Source organism: Bacillus gaemokensis, assembly GCF_001590835.1.
In the GTDB taxonomy this organism is placed as follows: Bacteria; Bacillota; Bacilli; order Bacillales; family Bacillaceae_G; genus Bacillus_A; species Bacillus_A gaemokensis.
On sequence record NZ_LTAQ01000045.1, the window covers coordinates 170,418 to 190,050 of the forward strand.

Annotated in this window: 18 protein-coding genes; 9 read left to right on the forward strand and 9 right to left on the reverse strand. The window is 34.6% G+C overall.

The genetic code is table 11. The features are described 5' to 3' along the window. Nucleotides 1–19 precede the first annotated feature (19 nt). Both AZF08_RS22235 and AZF08_RS22240 read right to left on the reverse strand, forming a co-directional pair. Nucleotides 20–1,468 (reverse strand): sensor histidine kinase, encoded by a 1,449-nt coding sequence (locus AZF08_RS22235; RefSeq protein WP_033673906.1) that lies wholly within the window; start codon nucleotides 1,466–1,468, stop codon nucleotides 20–22. After that, nucleotides 1,461–2,126 (reverse strand): response regulator transcription factor, encoded by a 666-nt coding sequence (locus AZF08_RS22240; RefSeq protein WP_033673907.1) that lies wholly within the window; start codon nucleotides 2,124–2,126, stop codon nucleotides 1,461–1,463. The genes AZF08_RS22235 and AZF08_RS22240 overlap by 8 nt, the downstream gene beginning before the upstream one ends. Nucleotides 2,127–2,828: 702 nt before the next feature. Here AZF08_RS22240 and AZF08_RS22245 point away from each other — a divergent pair. The 3 genes from AZF08_RS22245 to AZF08_RS22255 are packed head-to-tail and all read left to right on the forward strand — an operon-like array spanning nucleotide 2,829 to nucleotide 4,169. Then, a complete protein-coding gene (locus AZF08_RS22245) occupies nucleotides 2,829–3,170 on the forward strand; it encodes a PadR family transcriptional regulator (protein ID WP_033673908.1) in 342 nt (113 codons plus the stop codon). Continuing rightward, nucleotides 3,163–3,645 carry a hypothetical protein gene (locus AZF08_RS22250; protein ID WP_033673909.1) on the forward strand — a complete coding sequence of 161 codons (483 nt, stop codon included), beginning with the start codon at nucleotides 3,163–3,165 and terminating at the stop codon, nucleotides 3,643–3,645. The genes AZF08_RS22245 and AZF08_RS22250 overlap by 8 nt, the downstream gene beginning before the upstream one ends. Next, nucleotides 3,642–4,169, forward strand: coding sequence for a permease (locus tag AZF08_RS22255; RefSeq protein ID WP_033673910.1), 528 nt, complete (start codon nucleotides 3,642–3,644; stop codon nucleotides 4,167–4,169). The genes AZF08_RS22250 and AZF08_RS22255 overlap by 4 nt, the downstream gene beginning before the upstream one ends. A gap of 616 nt (nucleotides 4,170–4,785) precedes the next feature. On the opposite strand, the gene AZF08_RS22260 is transcribed toward AZF08_RS22255, so the two are convergent. Together AZF08_RS22260 and AZF08_RS22265 are read right to left on the reverse strand one after the other, a co-directional pair. Next, complete coding sequence (locus AZF08_RS22260) at nucleotides 4,786–7,470, reverse strand: YhgE/Pip domain-containing protein (protein WP_033673911.1); 2,685 nt, start codon at nucleotides 7,468–7,470, stop codon at nucleotides 4,786–4,788. A gap of 289 nt (nucleotides 7,471–7,759) precedes the next feature. Next, complete coding sequence (locus AZF08_RS22265) at nucleotides 7,760–8,332, reverse strand: TetR/AcrR family transcriptional regulator (protein ID WP_033673912.1); 573 nt, start codon at nucleotides 8,330–8,332, stop codon at nucleotides 7,760–7,762. Nucleotides 8,333–8,648: 316 nt separating this feature from the next. On the opposite strand from AZF08_RS22265, the gene AZF08_RS22270 reads away from it, so the two are divergent. Beyond that, entirely contained in the window at nucleotides 8,649–9,506 is an 858-nt protein-coding gene (locus tag AZF08_RS22270; RefSeq protein ID WP_033673913.1) for a membrane protein, read from the forward strand. A 46-nt stretch (nucleotides 9,507–9,552) separates the two neighbouring features. Here the strand turns inward: AZF08_RS22270 and AZF08_RS22275 are convergent, their stop codons facing one another. Beyond that, nucleotides 9,553–11,913 carry a DUF6359 domain-containing protein gene (locus tag AZF08_RS22275; protein ID WP_033673914.1) on the reverse strand — a complete coding sequence of 787 codons (2,361 nt, stop codon included), beginning with the start codon at nucleotides 11,911–11,913 and terminating at the stop codon, nucleotides 9,553–9,555. 515 nt (nucleotides 11,914–12,428) lie between these two features. Here AZF08_RS22275 and AZF08_RS22280 point away from each other — a divergent pair. The 3 genes from AZF08_RS22280 to AZF08_RS22290 all read left to right on the forward strand — a co-directional run bounded on the left by AZF08_RS22280 (nucleotide 12,429) and on the right by AZF08_RS22290 (nucleotide 14,055). After that, entirely contained in the window at nucleotides 12,429–12,914 is a 486-nt protein-coding gene (locus AZF08_RS22280) for an NUDIX domain-containing protein (RefSeq protein ID WP_033673915.1), read from the forward strand. A 15-nt stretch (nucleotides 12,915–12,929) separates the two neighbouring features. Next, nucleotides 12,930–13,373, forward strand: coding sequence for an NUDIX domain-containing protein (locus AZF08_RS22285; RefSeq protein ID WP_033673916.1), 444 nt, complete (start codon nucleotides 12,930–12,932; stop codon nucleotides 13,371–13,373). A 187-nt stretch (nucleotides 13,374–13,560) separates the two neighbouring features. Then, nucleotides 13,561–14,055: an NUDIX hydrolase gene (locus AZF08_RS22290; protein ID WP_033673917.1), complete on the forward strand. Its 495-nt coding sequence runs from the start codon at nucleotides 13,561–13,563 to the stop codon at nucleotides 14,053–14,055. A gap of 185 nt (nucleotides 14,056–14,240) precedes the next feature. On the opposite strand, the gene AZF08_RS22295 is transcribed toward AZF08_RS22290, so the two are convergent. Beyond that, nucleotides 14,241–15,116: a LysR family transcriptional regulator gene (locus tag AZF08_RS22295; RefSeq protein ID WP_033673918.1), complete on the reverse strand. Its 876-nt coding sequence runs from the start codon at nucleotides 15,114–15,116 to the stop codon at nucleotides 14,241–14,243. A 109-nt stretch (nucleotides 15,117–15,225) separates the two neighbouring features. Between AZF08_RS22295 and AZF08_RS22300 the strand changes: the two genes are divergently transcribed. Together AZF08_RS22300 and AZF08_RS22305 are read left to right on the forward strand one after the other, a co-directional pair. Then, a complete protein-coding gene (locus AZF08_RS22300) occupies nucleotides 15,226–15,639 on the forward strand; it encodes a tautomerase family protein (RefSeq protein WP_033673920.1) in 414 nt (137 codons plus the stop codon). Beyond that, nucleotides 15,639–15,947, forward strand: a complete 309-nt coding sequence (locus tag AZF08_RS22305) for a carboxymuconolactone decarboxylase family protein (RefSeq protein WP_033673921.1) — start codon at nucleotides 15,639–15,641, stop codon at nucleotides 15,945–15,947. Before AZF08_RS22300 ends, AZF08_RS22305 begins: the two co-directional genes overlap by 1 nt. Before the next feature lie 163 nt (nucleotides 15,948–16,110). Here the strand turns inward: AZF08_RS22305 and hemY are convergent, their stop codons facing one another. The 3 genes from hemY to hemE are packed head-to-tail and all read right to left on the reverse strand — an operon-like array spanning nucleotide 16,111 to nucleotide 19,553. Further along, nucleotides 16,111–17,532: a protoporphyrinogen oxidase gene (gene hemY / locus AZF08_RS22310; RefSeq protein ID WP_033673922.1), complete on the reverse strand. Its 1,422-nt coding sequence runs from the start codon at nucleotides 17,530–17,532 to the stop codon at nucleotides 16,111–16,113. A gap of 24 nt (nucleotides 17,533–17,556) precedes the next feature. Then, nucleotides 17,557–18,492: a ferrochelatase gene (hemH, locus tag AZF08_RS22315; RefSeq protein WP_033673923.1), complete on the reverse strand. Its 936-nt coding sequence runs from the start codon at nucleotides 18,490–18,492 to the stop codon at nucleotides 17,557–17,559. Nucleotides 18,493–18,506: 14 nt separating this feature from the next. Beyond that, nucleotides 18,507–19,553: a uroporphyrinogen decarboxylase gene (gene hemE / locus AZF08_RS22320; protein WP_033673924.1), complete on the reverse strand. Its 1,047-nt coding sequence runs from the start codon at nucleotides 19,551–19,553 to the stop codon at nucleotides 18,507–18,509. Nucleotides 19,554–19,633 lie beyond the last annotated feature (80 nt).

Below are 19,633 nucleotides of genomic sequence, written 5' to 3' on the forward strand. Positions count from 1 at the left end.
TAGTAGGGGAGTTTGTTTATTATTTAGATATTGGAATACTAACAAAAAATTGTACACCCTGTTCTACATTGTTTATAGAATACCTTATACCCAGTGCTTCAAAAATTTGTTTGACGATATATAACCCTAAGCCACTCCCCCCAGTATTTCGATTTCTTGACTTTTCGATTCGATAAAATGGTTTGAAGATATCTTGTATATTCTCTTCTTTAATTTTGACACCTGTATTGATGACTTGCATTTGGATGTGGCTGTGTTTTGAATCCTGAGTTAGCTGTATATATACTTTCTCGCCATGCGGTGAATACATAACCGCATTATGAATAATGTTTTTACAGGCTTTTTCTAAAAGAACACAATCCGTATAAACAAAAAGGTCAGAATCAATTTGTTTTATTATTTGAATGTCTTTTTCAGAAGCAAAAAATTCGAGATCTTTTATGATTGTATCCATTAATTCCGAGAGATTTACTTCTTCTACTTGTAGTTTAAAGGTATGTTGTTCTAGTTTTGACATGCTTAAAATTTCACGAACCAGTTGTTCCATACTTTCAATAATTTGGTGATTTTTCTTTAAGTATTGGTCACGATTTTGATATGGACCAATATTATAGATCATCCCTTCTAAGTATCCTTTCATAACAGTGAGAGGAGTCTTTAATTCATGCGCTACAATCGCAAAAAATTCCCTGCGTTTTGTTTCTATTTCTCTTTCTTTTTCAATATCGCTTTTTAATTGCTGATTCGCTTTTTGTAAATCGAACATAGCTTGTTGTAAATTAATGGACATATCATTCAAGCTATTGGATAATTCCCCTAATTCATCAATGGAACGAACCTCAATTTTTTCCGAGAAATCTAAGTTTGCCATCTTTTGTGCGCCCTCATTAATATAAATGAGTGGTTTTGTAATAAACCTTGAATATATATAAGCACTTCCTACCCCAATAACAAGTACAATGATGCTGATATAGGGGAGAAAACGTACCAAGACCTGCGTGGCTTCATCAATAGGTTGAAATGTTGCGAACACCACGAGCGTTAAGGTGCCATCTTGGAATTGGATCGGCATGGTAACCTCATATGAATTGCGAAGGTTATCTAAACTTCCTAATGGTGCTGCTTTAGCAAAAATTTTTGCTTGCGTACCTCCTTGAATAAAAGTAAATGAAGGAGAATAAATAATTAATCCCTCTTTATTTTGAAGGGAAATCATTGCGTTATTTTTTTGTGCGTATTCATCAAAAAGTGGTATTGCATTTTGGAACGTAAGATCTTTAGATTTATCAATTATTTCTTCTATTCCTGTTTGAAGCTGATCTGTTTTGTATTGCTCATAAAATGTAGGGAGAAAGAAGTATAAAGTTAAATAAATCAGGACTGCAAAGGCTAACAATATGAGAAATGTAGTCATAAAGAGTTTATAGGTAATTCTCTTCATCTTCATGATTTTTACAATCCTATTCATCAATTTTGTAACCAATGCCCTTTACTGTTTTAATGTAGGAAATATCTAATTTTTTTCTTATGTTTTTAATGTGTGTATCAATTATTCGTGTTTCTCCGTGATACTCGTATCCCCAAACTTTTTCTACAATACTTTCTCTTGTAAGTACTTTTTTCTCATTTTGAAGTAGTAGTTGCAGAATTTCGAATTCTTTTGTCGTTAAGGGGATTTCAACCTTATTTACATATACTTTATATGCATCACTATCGACATGTATTTCTTTAAAAACTAAATGATTATCCGTGCTTTGATCATAGCTTCTTCTCATTACTGCTTCGACTCGTCTAATCAAAACATGAAAGGAAAAAGGTTTCGTAATATAATCATCGATTCCAAGATCAAATCCCTTCATTTGATCTTGTTCTTCTTCTAACGCGGTTAGCATAATAATTGGTATATTTGACTGACTTCGAATCATTTTGGCAACTTCAAATCCATTAAGGTTTGGCATCATCACATCTAGAAGAATTAAATCAAAAGATTGCTTATTAAATTGCTTCATGCCCTCTAATCCATCTGATGCAACTGCAACAGTATACTGTTGTGTCATTAAAAACTGTTTAATTAATTCCTGAATTTCTTGATCATCCTCTACCACAAGAATATGATAGTTCATCATTATATCACCTCTCGTAGCCATTATAACCTTACTATCTGGAGTTTATGTGGAGACGCATTAGACTATATAGAAAAATTCAAATATGACGTGACCCCTATTATGACGAAAGAGACCAAATTATTAATTAAATATATATAACATTTATTGAACACTAAAATATAGAGCCTGTATCGACAATTACCAAGTAATTATCGATACAGGTGTCTTATTAAAAAATGTTTTAGACTATAAAAAAAGTATTAGATCATTAAAAAATAGTTTTAGACTGAAAAAGGTGCTTTCTATACATGAAAAGAATCCATTTTGAAAAATAGATGAACAGCTCCCTGTCAAGTAGACAGTGGAAATAATAAAAAAGTTTAATCGTTTTTTATTATTTGTAACAGACTATCTGTCATTTTCAACTACTTCACTTTTAAATCACTCTTGCTTTTTTTGACCTCGATACCATCTATAGATGACATCGCATTCATTTCTGTTGACCTTGTTAATTCTTCGGTAGTATTTGCAATTAAATTCATGTTATCAGAAAGATAAAAAAACATGTTGTTTATTTTTAGAATTGACATGACATTATATTACATCTATACTGTCAGTAACACATTACTGTTAACAACAGTATATTATTACTAACAGTAATAATTTTAATGTTATGATGACAAAAAATATTTTTTACATTTAATTCAGGAGGTTAGATATTTTATGAAACATACAGGGAGACATACAGGTGCATTTCTTTTGCTGTTTTTAACAGAGGGAGATAGCTATGGAGGAAAACTTCTGCAGAAATGTGAAGAAAAACTTCCCGTCAATCCAATTGATAGTGCCATCATATACCGCACTCTAAAAAAATTAGAAAAAGAAGGTGCTGTTGAATCTTATTTGGATACATCTGATCAAGATAAGCCAATAAAGATGTACAAAATTACTACAGCCGGAAAAAAACAATTAGAAGAGTTTCAAATAGATATTGAAGAAAAAATTAAAAATTTATCATTTTTCTTAGACAAATATAAAGACTGGAAAGAGTCTAATCATGATTAATGGCGCTATCCTTTACTCTTTAGCCATTATTCTTATCTGTATTTCTTTTGTGAAGGATCGGAATAAAACAAAAGATGCGCTATTCAAGTCATGGAAAATGTTTCGTAATCTTATACCTGACATGTTATCAATTATGCTTTTCGTTGGACTATCACTCTCTATATTAACGCCTTCCTTCATTTCTTCCATCATTGGGGAAAAATCTGGATTCATCGGTATTGTTTATTCAGCAATAATTGGCTCTGTTGCACTCATTCCAAGCTTTGTTGTGTTTCCTCTTGGAAATACATTAGTCCAGAATGGTGCGGGCCTTCCTCAAGTTGCGGCATTAATGTCTACATTAATGTCAGTAGGAATCACAACTTTACCTATGGAACAAAAGATATTTGGGCGAAGTTTTGCTTATTCTCGTAATGCATCTGCATTGTTAATGTCTCTCATATTCTCATATATTATTTGGGTGGTGATGGCATGAATGAGCTAAGAAAATATCGTTTCTTTTTCATTTTACTATTCGGGCTCATTATATTAACTTTTGTAAACCAATCGTTGGGATGGAACGCATTTCAATTAACAGGAAAAAGTATTTTAGATATGCTGTTTCTACTTCCTCCTGTCTTAATATTCGTAGGGTTGCTTGACCAGTGGGTGAAGAAAGAAACATTAATTAAATATATGGGGAAAAATTCTGGCATCTATGGCATCTTGTTCTCCCTATTATTAGGAGGAATTGCAGCTGGTCCCCTCTATGTTGCTTTTCCAATCGCGGCACTTTTATTAAAAAAAGGAGCGAGCATACGATACATTATATTTTTTCTAGGAGTTTGGACAACTGCAAAATTACCAGTTATGGTGTATGAATTTGCTTCATTTGGAGCTAAATTTACACTCATTCACATTTGTTTTGGTCTATTATTTTTCTATTTAATGGGTATTATTTATGAGAAGTTTTATGACCAACGACAACTGTTAAAGTATGATATAACTAAAGAAATTTAGATTTAGATCAATAAGTCTTTAAGCCCTTCCACCCCAGATTCTTTTGTAGCTGTAACCTTTAAAGATATGATGGTACATCTTTTTTGCAAACGGTATGACTTTATTTCAAAGCTACAATAGAATCTTTTTGTGGTATATAAAATATGTACATTCATTCCGCTATATTTTTGTAGGGGAATGGACTTTTCGGAGAAATCCTTGAGGTTGTGCTTTTTTGCACAGAAGTTTGGGAGGGTAGGCTTTTGCCTAGTTAAGCTCCAGAAATTGGAGGATGTATGAGTAAAAAGTCCTATATACAAATTCAATCTCAAATACTCCTTAAACTAACCGTTAAATTATAACATTATTCAGTTTTTTTAGCCGTATTGAAAAATCCTTGCCAATTTAACAAACTCTCCAATTCTTCTATATAAATCTATTTGTATTTTCAACATACAAGTTATGGCTTTGAAAACAAACGAAGATCCCCACTCATTTCCTCCTTTTGTTCTCACATGGCATGGGGCTAAAAAAGGACCTGACCGCTTCTACGCACGGTCGGATGCTCTCTCCAAACTAAAAAGAAATGGTTTTCTATCTTTTTTACATATTTGAAAAAGCCTAAAGGATCACTCCCCTAGGCTTCTATCGATTTCTCTTCTACTATATTTCTAAATTGACGCTTATGCATCCAAGTTAACGAACCTATTGTTCCGAGTGATAACAGAACGATAAAGATCATTAAAATACCAGCATTTTGCCACATAAAGTCGAAGTCTCCACTTGATACCACCGCTTTAAAACCAGATACAGAATATGTCATCGGTAACCAAGCGTTAAAGTATTGTAAAAACTTCGGAATTAACTCAAGTGGGAATGTACCCGCACTTGTTGTTAACTGCAGAATTAAGGTTAAAATCGCAATAAATCGTCCTGCATCTCCAAATGCTGTTACTAAGCACTGAATTAATGCAATAAATGATAGACTTGTAAGAATACTAAATAAAATGAAGTATGGAACACTCTTTACTTCCACACCTAATCCTAACAGCAGTACTAAATCTGCAACTAAAGCTTGGATAATACCTACTGATAATAAAACACCAAATTTACTAATAAACCAACTAAATCCCGATTTCGGAATACCTACTGTATCACGCAGTGGATATACAATGGATAAAAGAAGCGCCCCAACGAATAGACCAAGAGATAAGAAATATGGTGTAAATCCTGTTCCGTAGTTTGGTACTTCTGACATCTTCTCCGTTTGTACTTTCACTGGATCTGCAAACATGTCGTATGTTTTATCAGTTCCTTTTACTTCACCTGTTTTCTCAGCACCCTCACCAAGTTTTGCAGCGAGTTCATTTGTTCCGTCATTTACTTTGACTAAACCATCTGTTACTTTTTCAGATCCGTCTGCTAGTTTGTTTACTCCGTCGATTAATTGATTGGAACCGTTTGACATTGTTCCTAAGCCATTTGTTACTTGGCTTGAGCCATCTGCTAATGTTCCTAAGCCATTTGTTACTTGGCTTGAGCCATCTGCTAATGTTCCTAAGCCATTCGTTACTTGACTAGAGCCATCTGCTAATTGATTAACACCTGTAATTAATTGACCTGAACCTGTTGATAATGTACCTATCCCTCCATTTAACTTACCTGCACCATTTGTTAGTTCACTTACTCCATTTACAAGTTTCGGACCATTTTCAGCTAATTGACTAACACCATCATTCAATTGCTTACTTCCTGATGCTAATCGATCGGCTCCAGATTTTGCCGCATCTAACCCTTTACCAAATTCTTGGAACTTAGCAACGAATTCATTTTGTCCTTTTGTTAACTCATTCACACCAGCGACTAAGCCATTTAGCTTCTCTGGATTTGGTAATTTCGCTTGTAATCCTTTTGTTGTTGCATTTACTTTTTCTTGTAACTGCGACACTTCTACTTTTAATTGACTTGTTGCACTTGCTACTCCAGCTGATTTCTTTTGAACGCTAGTTGTACTATTCGTAGCATTCGTTATAAAAGGGGTTAATTGGTCTTGATATTCTTTTGGTAAACTTTCAATTTGTTTTTTCAGAGCAGCTACGTCTTGTGTTGCTTTATTCGCCTCCTCTGCATTAGACAGAGAAACTGCGTCTAATCGACTTATATTGTCTGCTGCGTCATCTACCTCTTTATTTGCTTTTTGTATTGCCGCTGGTATTTCTTGCATGTCTGAGAATCCAGTTACAGCATTTTGCAATTGATTATTTAATCCTTGTAAACCTTTTTGAATTTTTTGTGCACCTTGTTCTAATTGCCCTTGCGCACCGTTAAGTGTTCCCACGCCGCTCGAAAGATCAGCAGTACCTTTTTGTAATTCATTAGAACCGGATGAAGCACGTTTTAAACCAGCATTAAACTCAATTGATTTGCCTGTTAATTCTTTTAAACCACCATATAATTGACCTGAACCATTAGAAAGATCGCCTATTCCTTTTTGTAGTTCGCTAGATTTATTAACTAATAAGTTTAAACCGTCTGTTACTTTTCCAGAACCATTTAATAGCTTATTTGCACCGTCTGTTACCTTGCCAGAACCATCTAATAGTTTATTTGCACCATCTGTTACCTTGCCAGAACCATCTTGTAATTTGTTGACTCCAACTACCATCTCTCCAGACTTCCCTTGCAGCGTATGCAAGCCATCTGTTACCTTGCCAGAACCATCTTGTAACTCTCCAGCTCCATCATGTAACTTATTCGCTCCATCCGCTCCATCAGCGAGACCTTGTGAAACATCTTTTATCGAATCAAACATTTTCTCTGCATACGTTTTTGTTAATGTACTCGATACTTCACCTTTAATTTTTTCAATGGCTGTTCCACCAATTTGTGAAGATAAGAAGTTTAAGCTTTCATTTGGAATATATTCTAAGTTTAATGGTTTTGGATTTTCTTTTAACAGCGTTGTCGCATTGTCTGAGAAATTATCTGGAATACGAACTAGCATATAGTATTTCCTGTTCTCCATTCCTTCTCTCGCTGTTTTTTCACTAACAAACTCCCATTTGAAACTTTTATTATCTTTTAATTTATCTACGAGTCCTTTACCAACCTCAATTGGTTTGCCATCAAATACTGCACCTTGATCTAGATTCACTACCGCGACCGGCAAATCATCTAACTGTTCATATGGATCCCAAAACGCCCATAAAAACATCCCCGCATATAAAAGTGGTACAAATAAAACGGCTATAATGGGTATTAAAATTTTTTTACTTTTTATAATCTCTACAAATTCCTTACCAAGTAACGTAAATCCTTTCATAAATCCTCCCCCTCGTAATAGTTGACTACTTTGTTCATACGGTCATTTTATAACAAATAAAAAGACTATAGCATGTTATATATATTACCTAGCCCTAACTTTTATGATCTAATTTTTATATTATGTTTCTTTTTATTTTAAATGACCGTTTAATCCACCTAGTCAATGCAAACAAATAAAATGATCTTTTTGATAATCGTATATACTTAATCTGCTGTTTTTTATATCCCCTCTCACTTTTGACCATTTTATTTAATTAGTCATTTTTATATATAATAAAAGGATTATCTTAATTTGACAATCCTTTTAATAAATAAAGTTCGAAAAGCTCTGCAATTCTCTCTTTTTCTAATGGTTTATGATTTTTTTCCCAATCAAAGATCAGTGATACATATAGTCGAAGCATAATAAATGCCGTGATTTCTGGGTCACATTTACTAATCTCGCCTTTTTCAATCGCGATTTCTAAATAGGATTGAATAACAGATACAATTTCAACATCAACTTGCTGCATAACCTCTTGTACTTCTTTCGTTCCCATATCTCGCTCTTCTTGAATGAGTTTAATCATGAGCTGATGTTCTTTTCTAAACTCTAAAATGCTATATAATGCTCTATGTACATTTTCAAAAAATGAAACTTCTGGACGAATTGCTTCTTTTGCAACTTGCTTCATTTCTGTAATTAAATTAGAAATAATTTCTCCGAATAATTCCTCTTTGTTTTTGAAAAAAGTATAAATCGTTCCTTTTCCGACATTCGCTAGTTTAGCAACTTGATCCATTGTTGTTGCCTTATAGCCAAAAGCTGAAAAAGATTTTGTCGCAGCTTCAATGATAGAACGTTTTCGATCTACTGCCACATCTTCACCTCCAAAATGACCATTTGGATAATATAGTCAATTAGTACACTTTTGATATTATCACAGTCTTCCATTGTATACAAGTTCTCTTTTTATTTATTCCCAGTATAAAAAATTCCAGTCTATCAATTGTTTTTTATTCACAATCAATTACTATAATACTGTCATAGTGTATCAAAAAGAGAGTGGAAATGAAAAGGTAAAAAAACACTTCTTTTTTTATATAATCAACATGAAAAAACAAGAAAATCTTTACAAATAATAGTAGTATAGAACATAGACATATTTATTACATTTAGTGGGGGCTAAATCAAACATGATGCATGCACTTCGTTTAAATATAAAGCAAGCCTTTTTGAATCGGATTTCGATGAGTTTCTTTTTCAGTATGTTCGTTCTTATTTTAATTTATCATTATTACTATGTCATACAATACATAGGAGACATACCTGATAATGTTGTAACCACTGCATATAAATGGATTGGCTTTCGTGATAATGAGATGGATGTTTATTTATTATTAATGCCTGTTATCGCTTCTTTACCATTTAGTACGAGCTATAACTCTGATAAATCGGATGGTTTTAAATCATTTATAAGTAGAGAGATTCCTATATTCCCCTATCTATTCACGAAATATATCGTTACATTTTTTTCTGGTGGAATTCTTTATATTTTTCCGTTTTTGTTTTCTTTATTACTTTGTAAACTAACAATACCAGATGGCATGCCACCATTAACCTCTGAGATTATAAACAATAACGGTATGTTTGCATCACTATACTACACTTCTCCTATCACTTATATTTCCCTGTATATTGGGATTAATTTTTTGTTTGCAGGTTTAATGGCTGTATTAGGATTAGCTGCATCTATATGGTCAAAAAAAGATTACATGGCTATTTTATTTCCATTTGCCGTTAGCTCACTTCCCTATGTAATTTTAAATGTTATATTCCCTACCATCGGGGGTGCACCTATTCATTTATATGATCCAAAGCAACCACTGCAAGGAATGTCACCTTATGTTTTAAGCATACAATGCATGCTATTTTTATTAATTAGCTTATTTATGTATATAAAAGGTGTACAAAAAGATAACAAAAAATATATGCGAAGACTACAAAAAAGAATGAGATGCAAAGAATCCATTGGAAAATCAATAAATTTATAATACAAAAATATCCCTTAGCTTAATTGCTAAGGGATATTTTGTATACTCAAGAAGCCTTTTTCAAATCAATTTGAGCGAGTACTGGATCATGATCACTAACGCGTCCATGTTCCTTCATAACATTTGAGTTTAGATGTACAGGATCTACAATCGTATGCGGAGCAATATTATTTGTAACTAAAATATGATCTAATACTTGTGCATTTCCTTCATGAATATACGTGTAACGATTTTCTTTCGAAACCGTTTCTAACATATCTTGCATTGTATCACCTTTTAGAGCTTGCAGTGGTTTAGAGAATTCAAAGTCGTTCATATCACCAACTACAACAACAGGTGCATCCGCATCTCTTTCTTGTATACCTTTTACGAAATGATTCACTTCTTGCGCGAGCTGAATTCGTCTCTCTTCACTCTTTAATACAAGCGGTTGTATTTTTCCAAATGGCGTCGCATCCCCAAGTTTAGAGTTTAAATGATTCGAAACAACAACGATATTTTGACCTTGGAATGTAAATTCAGCAGCTAATGGTTTACGTGTATTTTCAAATAATGGGTTGTCTTGTCCAATACGCGTTGGATTTGTTTCTAACAACTTTGGCTGATCTGCTAATTTCACACGTGATGCATTATAGAAGAAACCAACGCGAATATTCGCTCCTGGTGCTCCTCCATCTTGATTATTCTGCGGAGTAACTTCTACATATTCATACTTTGGTCCACGAATTTCTTGCACAGCATCAATAATACGCTTTGCACTTAATGAAGCATCTGTTGTTCCATCGTTAAGTGTTCCATTGTTATCCTGCATCTCTTGTATACCAATAATATCTGGCATCTTTAAATTATATTTAATAGAATACGCAAGTGCCTTTACCTTTTCATCAGATGTTTCTTTTTTGTTTGCGGAAAAGTTCTCAATGTTATATGTTGCCACTGTTAGTTTTCCAAGTCGTGGTTGAATATTTGCCCCCACTTGTTTAAATCCGCCATCCGTTACAGATGGTAGTTCTGTTACTGGGGAAATACGATACGAACCATAGTCATAACCTACTATTCCCGTTATATCTCCATTAAATGTATCTCCTACTTTCGCGACATAATCACGAGATACTTTTAGAGAAAGACGTTCTGGATTTAGTTGATTCTCGCCTAAGAGTGGTGTTCCATATTTTGTTACGATTTTATCGCTACCATTTGCAACGGTTACATATAGATTCCCGTTTTTCTGAGGTGCAATAACTTTTGGTGTTTGCATTGTAACACGCATACCTTCTAAACTTTCATAAAAATCAATTGCATCTTCATTTGGATCAAATACTCCAAATGCATCATTATCAATAATTTGATCAGGAATCTTTAAACCATTTTCACCTAATACAATCGCAGATGGTAACTGTTGATTCTTTACTTTTACTACGGCGCGATTTGCTTTAATTTCGGTAATAGATAAATCTGTTTCAAACTTCTCAGCATACCCAGGTCCAATATACTCTTCAACATCTCCATCAACTTGCACAAGATCTCCTACTACTACATTTGCCTCTTTTTTATATACATAGATTCCTTCTGAAGTTGCCGGATCATTATCAGGCTGTTGGTCTTGCATATAAAAACCATTTTTATCTAGCGCAGTTACAACACCTTCTATATTTCGTACTTTTTTTCCATTATAAGGGGAAATATGTGATTTCCCTTGAATATCATGAATGCGAATTTGCTCACTTTTTTCGATTGTAAAAGAAAACGTAGAAATAGCCGAAGATACAAGACCTTCTTTTACTCCAATCGCTTTTACAACACTATTTTCATTTAAAACAATAGGTGCATGATAACGAATACTTTTATCTGTAGGAACAGATCCATCTAGCGTATAATAGATTGCTGCTCCCTCTGTATTTGTTGTTAATGTAACTACTGTTCCTTTTTCAATTTCTCCACCATTTGGTGATGCACTAACATCCCCAACACGATTTGGTATTTCACCTTGAAACTTGTAAGCTGTTACTGATTTTAGGCCAGGGCTACTAAAATACAAATCAAGTGTCCCTGTTAAACGAACCTTCTTCCCCATATTTTCAGGGTGATCCTTTACATTTACCGCTGTTCTCACGTCACCTTTTGGCAACTGAACAGGCATAATTTTCGCTGGATCTGTCTCATTTGGAGAATCAGCGATCGCCACATTCGTATCTTCAAACTTCGCTGGATCCTTCGTGTATTTAGAAGGGCTTTGCGTATATCCAACAATATACCCTTCTACTACCCCTTTACCTTTTCCCTGATTTTGAAACATTTGAATTGCATCCTGTACTGACAACGAAGCATTCTCCTCTGCTTTTGCTACAGTGCCAGTAAATGAAATCAGTAGAATCAATGATAAAAAGACACTTACTATCTTCTTCAAATCCTTCTTCCTCCCCTAATTTTGTATTTTCTCAGCATGTACTATCATAACAAATAGTTCTTTATAAAGAACTAAAAATTCGACAAACTTTACAAAAAATTAATCTCATCCTTCTGTAAGAAATTCTTTCTTTTCTGTGACGACCGTGAGATGAAAGAAAGGTTTGAAAAATCCGACGAAGGCTATCAGACGAAATAGGAGAGACAAAAGAAAGAAATCATTACATGAAAAAAAGTGTCTACTAAATTGTCCTGTTTCTTGCATAAGAATAAGGCGACCTCCTTTTTCGAAGAATCGCCCCATAGTAATGTCTTTATTTTTTGGGAATTCACGCTATTTCGTCATATATCCTTCTTCAACTAACCTACTTCGTTAATACAATAAGAAAAACCGAAAGACTTCCCTTTTGGTGCTCAAAGGCATTTTATTACTTTCCAATATTAATAACTAGACACAAAACTCTAAAAATACTGTAAAATAAGATGGTATAATTTTCAAAAGGTGGGAGATAACAAATGACTTATCATATTAGAGTAAGAGCCGGAGCAGTTATTATAGAAAATGATTCAATCCTGTTAATTGAATTTAATGATGAAAATGGACTCCATTATAATTTACCAGCTGGCGGAGCGGAACCTGGTGAAACAGTTATCGACGCTGTACAAAGGGAAGCGAAAGAAGAAGCATCCGTTGATGTAGAAGTTGGTTCATTAGCATTTGCTTATGAATATGCGCCACATCTAAATGCTAATAAATATGGTCCAATCCATTCTTTATGTCTCATGTTTGAATGTAAAATACAAGATGGATCTGCACCGAAAATGCCCGCTAACCCCGATCCGAATCAAACTGATGTAAAATGGATACCGCTATCTGAATTACATACTATTATTCTGTATCCAAACATAAAAGATCATATCATCCATTATGCAAAAAACAAAAGAAATATAGATATGATTGAAGAGCATGCCTTAGAAGAATATCCTACGGCTGTTAACTAAAAGAGAGTGATGCACATGAAAATTAGAAATTCAGTCAAAGCCATACTCATACATGAAGAAAAATTATTAGTAACAACTTATGAAGATGAGGAAGGTATCTATCACCTACTTCCTGGTGGCGGACAAGAGGTTGGAGAAACTCTAGATAAAACCTTGAAAAGAGAATGTCTTGAAGAGACAGGAATTGAAGTAAAAGAAGGCGATCTCTTATTCATCAGAGAATGTTTTATGGATTCAGAAATACACAGAGTTGAATTTATGTATTCATGTACACCGGTATCCTTTACAAATGTAAAGTCCAAAAGTCTAAATATGGACAGCAAACAAACAGGGATTTTATGGTTACCAATCGCTGACTTACAACATTATCCACTGTTTCCCATTGGCATCAGGAAGCTTATTAAAGACTTTCATACAGGAAATCCATCAAGTCCCGTTTATATAGGTGAAATTGATTAAATGCTTCAGTTAAAATGAACTTCTTAAAAGATCGATATCGCTAACACTGATTATACGAATGAAAAATTTCTTCAGTTCTTCCGAAGAAATTTTTCAAGGTTTTGCAACACATTGTTTTTATGTACAGAAAACACCTTTTCAGTCTACAACTATTTTTTAATATAACAATTACAGAGGAGGACTTATTTTGTATAAGCATACTTTGTGCTTTATGAAAAGAAATGATGAAATACTCATGTTAAACCGAGAATATGATCCATTAAAAGGCTTGTGGAACGGTGTAGGAGGAAAAATAGCGAACCAAGAAACACCATTAGCTTGCATTATTCGAGAAGTAAAGGAAGAAACAGGGATTGACATACTAGACAATCAAGTACAGTTTAAAGGGATTATAAAGTGGGAATTTGATGATGCTTATTTTGGTGGAATGTATGCTTACTTGGTTAATATTCCTAAAGATTATTCTTATCCCACTCCTAAGAAAGTAGATGAAGGCATATTAGACTGGAAAAATATTTCGTGGCTTTTAAGTGAAGGGAATTATGGATTAGATGAAATAATACCACACATTTTACCTAAGATTCTCGATAGCTCGAAGAAATTTGAACATAGATGCGTAATTATAAATAATAAAATGGTTGCGTACGAATGCAAGGAATTAGAAATATTAGAAATATTATAAGATATAAAATAACAGCTTGGTCAATCACCAAGCTGTTTATCCCGCATTAACGAGCAGTAAGACCCCCATCTCAAGATTCAGCAAAAGCAAAGCAGTTAGATGAGGGATCAACTGCCCGTAAAGACTCGATTGGTTGACTAATAATCAGTAGGGGATGAAGCCTACCCACTGATTAAAGTTTCACTTTATAATAACGACACTTGAATCAATTTCATAAGTTGTTGTTTTGTTTGACTCAAATAGTTTCTTTTTTTCGAAGAAATTAATAATCCGATAGGCATTTTAGGATCAAATCCTCTAACCTTAAATGATATATTACTTTCTTTTAAGTTAGTTCCCTTAGGAATAATACCTATCATATCCTCAAAAATCATTTGTGGAATGAGATGTAGTGCACTACAATTGTAGACTTTTTTAAATGATAAATTGTTTTCTGATAAGAAAGCATTCACAGATCGATAATAATAACAACTATTCTCCCCAATTAAAATAGGATACTCAATGATATCAAATATTTCTACTGACTCTTTTTGTAATAATGGATGATGATGATTATCGACGATAAATTGTATTTGTTCATGGCAAAGTGGAGTGAAATTCACATTGGAAATGTTTTTGTTGTTTCCACAAACAGCAAAATCAATCTTATTTTGCTCTATCATTTGTGATAAAAGCGCTGTGTTTCCTACAACAAAATCACAATGTATGTATGGTTTCTCCTCATGTAAACATTTTAATATACGGGGAATTAATTTTTCTGCAACAGATTCTAATAACCCGATTCTTACTGTTCCTTTCTCTTCATTGCTGATACGCTGCGCTTGAGATATTGAATAATCCCAATGCATTAACAAGTTATCTACTTCCTCTGCAAATAGAATGCCTTCATCTGTTAATCGAGCATCCCATCCTCGTTCAAATAGAAGAAAACCAAGTTCATTTTCGAGTTTTTTTATATGTGTTGTTACGGTTGACTGCGCATAGTTTAATTTTTTGGCTGCAAGTGAAAAAGTGCCTTCCTGGGCAATCATTTTGAACGTTTTTAACTCTTTTATTTCCATTTTCACACCTGATCTCTATCGGTTTTATTGATAATTTTATTATATATTTTCAATTATACAAATCGAAGTTACAAACGTAAAATAAAACCATAAGAAAGGGAGTGAATATATGCCATTTGTTACTGTTTATTATCCAGACGGTCAATTGCATAGAGAAGAGTTAAAAAAAGTAAGTAATCGTATTCACCATTCATTAATTGAACATTTTAGAATTCCAGAAAATGATTACTTTCACATGTTCTTACCCTACCCATCTCATCAATTTTTTTACGATCCGTATTATCTCTTAGAAGGGCAGAAAAAGAGAACAGATAAAATGATTCATGTTTCTATTACATGCGGACCAGGAAGAACAATACAGCAAAAAAGAAATTTGTATCGATCAATCTCAGAAGCTTTTTATAATCATTTAAACATCTCTACAACTGATATTTTTATTACATTAAACGAAACATCTGCTGAAAACTGGTCATTTGGTCAAGGAATAGCACAAATGGTTAATATGAGGGGAGAAAAAGAATAGTGAATGATCGTATCGAATTCAATATACCAAAGAAAATGAGAGATACTGCTCCCGATTTTGTTGATTATAGTGAAAACGTGTTATTCGAAAAAGTATGGAGAGAACCTACTTTAACATCAAAAGAAAGAAGTTTAATTACACTTTCTGCTCTAATTAGTATTGGTAATACAGAACAACTACCATTTCATATACAATTAGCCGAAAAAAACGGAATGAACCAACAAGAAATGATTGCTTTAATAACCCATCTAGCCTTTTATGTTGGATGGCCGAAAGCGGCTGCAGCTCTAAACGTAATACTGAGTTAAAAAGCTCCCAAAGATATGCATGCGTCTGCTATGGAATTAAATAGAATGAAGTATTTAAGCGAGAACCTGTGTTATGAAAATAAAAAATAACAGCTTGGTCAATCACCAAGCTGTTTATCCCGCTATGTCTTTGCAGTTTTACATGCATAAAAGATTTCTTTCATTATTGCGCAATTAATTCAGCTTCATCTCTTTTTTCCAAATAGGATAATACATGCTTCACAGCTGCCTCACCTTGATCAATACAATCAGGAAGACCAGTTCCGCCATAAGAGCTCCCTGCTAAATAAACACCTGGTAATTCTTGCTCCATAAATGTTCTTAACTCGTCCATTCGCTCTTTATGTCCCACGGTATATTGCGGCATTGCTTCTTTCCAGCGACTCACAACGGTAAAGTCTGGATCGGCTGTTATATCCATTGTTTTTTGCAAATCTTCTACTACAAATTGAACAATTTCTTCATCCGTTTGTTCTACAATTGCTTCATCACCTGGACGTCCAACGTAGCAACGAAGCAATACTTTTCCTTCTGGAGTTGTATGTGGCCACTTCTTATGCGTCCACGTACACGCTGTAATGGAGAAATCACTATTTCGCGATACTACAAATCCCGTACCTTCAATGTCACGCTGAATTGCTTCTTTCGGAAAAGCTAACGCAACATTAGCAACCGATGTCGAGGGAATATTACGGAAGAAACGAAACTGCTTATACTGTGCAAACATAGACGGCAACACTTTATGAGAAGTTGCAACAACAATAGAATCTGCTTCAATTTCTTTTCCGTTGCTAAGCGTAAGCGTATAACCATCGCCTATCTTTGCAATTTTTTCAATACGAGTTCCCTTCATAACAGTTCTACTATCAAGCTTCTCCTCAATTTCTTCCACTAAGGATTCTAAACCTGTTTTCAATGTTAAAAAGATTCCCTTTGGCTTTACATCCTTTGCTTTCTTCGGTGCTAACGTACGCATACCAAGTGAAATACTACGGTATTTCTGCTCAACTTGATAGAATTGTGGGAACGTCGCCATTAAACTCATTTGGTCGATATCCCCCGCATAAATACCAGATAGTAACGGTTCAATTAAGTTTTCAACCACTTCATTTCCTAGACGACGACGGAAAAACTGCCCAAGTGATTGATCAGAAACTGGTTTCGAACGTGGTAACACAAAATCAAAACCAGCTCTTAATTTACCAATCGGAGAGAACAATCCTGAAAATAGAAACGGGGTAATTTGCGTTGGAATTCCCATCATTGATCCGCTCGGCATTCCATGTAATCGGTTGTTCACAAGAACAAATGATTTACCCGTTGCATTATTTACAAGCCCATCTCCAAGTCCTAGTTCTCTCGCTAATCTAGCTGCACTTTCTTTTCTTTCTAAAAAAGAATCCGGACCGCGCTCAATTGTAAATCCATCTTTTTGAACGGTTTGAATTTTCCCTCCAAGCTTACCCGATGCTTCTATCAGTAATGTATCAATCGGCAATCCTTTTTCGCGAATTTCTTTTTGTAAGTAATACGCTGTTGTTAAACCTGTAATGCCACCACCGATGACCACAACTTTCTTCTTCAAAATAGCTCCTCCTTTCCCAAGGTATTACAAAACAGTTGCTTGTTTGTTTAAAACTACATCCGCTAAACAAGAAATAAATGCCTCTGATGCATTTGGCATTTCTGGACGATAATACTTCGCCCCGATTTCTTCTGTAACGACTTTACATTCAATATCATTATCGTATAGTACTTCTAAATGTTCAGCTACGAACCCAACCGGCGCATATACAAATGAAGTGTAACCATACTTTTCATTTAATTCTCTCGTTAAATCTTGTACATCTGGTCCAATCCATGGGTCCGGTGTATTCCCTGCACTTTGCCAACCTACTGCGTAATTTGGCACTTCTGCACCACGTGCAATGTAATCGGCTGTTTCATTTAATTGTTCTGGGTACGGATCGCCTAGCGCAATAATTTTCTCGGGCAAACTATGTGCAGACACAATTAAAACTGCTTTCTCACGTTCTTCTTCTGTCATACCACCATATATTTTTTTCACTTCGTCTACCCAATACTGAATAAACTTCGGTTCTTTATACCAACTATCAATACCATGAATCTGTAAATCACCTAGTTTTTCCGCTTCTTCTTGTGCTCGTCCAACGTATGATTTCACACTAAAAGTAGAATAATGCGGAGCAAGGACAAGGGCAATGGCCTCTTCAATTCCATCATTATGCATTGTCTGCACAGCATCTTCAATAAAAGGCTCAATGTGCTTTAAGCCGAGATACATATGAAATTCCACGTTATCCTGCATTTCGTTTAAACGCGTCTCTAATTTTTTTGCTTGTTCTAATGTAATAGTAGCTAAAGGAGAAATACCACCGATCGCACGGTAACGCTCTGTTAGGTCCTCTAACATTTCAGGGCTCGGCTTTCTTCCTCTACGAATATGTGTATAGTAACGTTCAATATCTTCTTCTTTATACGGTGTTCCGTATGCCATTACAAGCAAACCAATTTTCTTTTTCATACACCTATTCTCCTTTACTTCGCTAACTGTCCTTTAGAATAATCATGAATAAATGCTGTTAAGCGTTTTAATGTATCTGGATTTACTTCTGGGAACACACCGTGGCCTAGGTTAAATACATAGCCAGGTTGCTTCATCCCTTGATCTAAAATGCCTTTTACATGTTCTTCAATTACATGCCAAGGTGCAAGTAATAAAGAAGGATCCATATTTCCTTGTATCGCTTTATGAATACCACGCGCGCGCGCTTCTTCAATCGGTAAACGCCAATCTAGCCCCACTACATCAAGAGGTAAATCATGCCATTCATTTGCTAAATGCCCTGCGCCTACACCGTGCATAATCATCGGTACATTCATAGCCTTAAGCTCTGTAAAAATACGCTCCATTGCTGGCTTAATAAATAGACGATAATCTACTACATTTACCGCTCCAACCCAAGAATCAAATATTTGTACAGCCTTTGCTCCTGCTTTAACCTGTGCCTTCAAGTATGTAATTACCATATCTGCAAGCTTATCCATTAAAGCAAACCAAGCTTTTGGCTCAGCATACATAAATGCCTTCGTCTTATGATAGTTACGAGAAGGACCGCCTTCAATCATATAACTCGCTAATGTAAACGGTGCTCCTGAAAAACCAATTAACGGAACATCTAACATTTCTGTTGTTAATAAGCGGATTGTATCTAATATGTATGGTACATCCTCTTCCGGATGAATTTCACCAAGCTTTTCCACGTCCTGTAAAGAACGAATCGGGTTGTCAATAACCGGACCAATCCCAGATTTAATTTCCACATCTACACCAATTGCTGGAAGGGGCGACATAATATCTTTGTAAAGAATCGCCGCATCTACGTTATATTGATCAACTGGAAGCTTTGTAACATACGCACATAGCTCCGGGTTATGTGTGATTTCAAATAAAGAATACTTTTCTTTTATCTTTCTATATTCAGGCTGCGAACGCCCTGCTTGTCGCATATACCATGCTGGTACATATTCCGTTTGTTCCCCCATACATGCTTTTAAAAATGTCTCATTTATATTTCTTACCAAGACCCTTGCTCCCTTCCTTACTAACACTTCTAAGAACCTTATCCGATATTTATCTTTTTTTACTATACATCTTGTAAAAA

Coding starts and splice junctions, on each gene's coding strand:
- AZF08_RS22235 (WP_033673906.1), bottom strand. CDS start 1,468: ATGAATAGGATTGTAAAAATCATGAAGATGAAGAGAATTACCTATAAA.
- AZF08_RS22240 (WP_033673907.1), bottom strand. CDS start 2,126: ATGATGAACTATCATATTCTTGTGGTAGAGGATGATCAAGAAATTCAG.
- AZF08_RS22245 (WP_033673908.1), top strand. CDS start 2,829: ATGAAACATACAGGGAGACATACAGGTGCATTTCTTTTGCTGTTTTTA.
- AZF08_RS22250 (WP_033673909.1), top strand. CDS start 3,163: ATGATTAATGGCGCTATCCTTTACTCTTTAGCCATTATTCTTATCTGT.
- AZF08_RS22255 (WP_033673910.1), top strand. CDS start 3,642: ATGAATGAGCTAAGAAAATATCGTTTCTTTTTCATTTTACTATTCGGG.
- AZF08_RS22260 (WP_033673911.1), bottom strand. CDS start 7,470: ATGAAAGGATTTACGTTACTTGGTAAGGAATTTGTAGAGATTATAAAA.
- AZF08_RS22270 (WP_033673913.1), top strand. CDS start 8,649: ATGATGCATGCACTTCGTTTAAATATAAAGCAAGCCTTTTTGAATCGG.
- AZF08_RS22280 (WP_033673915.1), top strand. CDS start 12,429: ATGACTTATCATATTAGAGTAAGAGCCGGAGCAGTTATTATAGAAAAT.
- AZF08_RS22285 (WP_033673916.1), top strand. CDS start 12,930: ATGAAAATTAGAAATTCAGTCAAAGCCATACTCATACATGAAGAAAAA.
- AZF08_RS22295 (WP_033673918.1), bottom strand. CDS start 15,116: ATGGAAATAAAAGAGTTAAAAACGTTCAAAATGATTGCCCAGGAAGGC.
- AZF08_RS22300 (WP_033673920.1), top strand. CDS start 15,226: ATGCCATTTGTTACTGTTTATTATCCAGACGGTCAATTGCATAGAGAA.
- hemH (WP_033673923.1), bottom strand. CDS start 18,492: ATGAAAAAGAAAATTGGTTTGCTTGTAATGGCATACGGAACACCGTAT.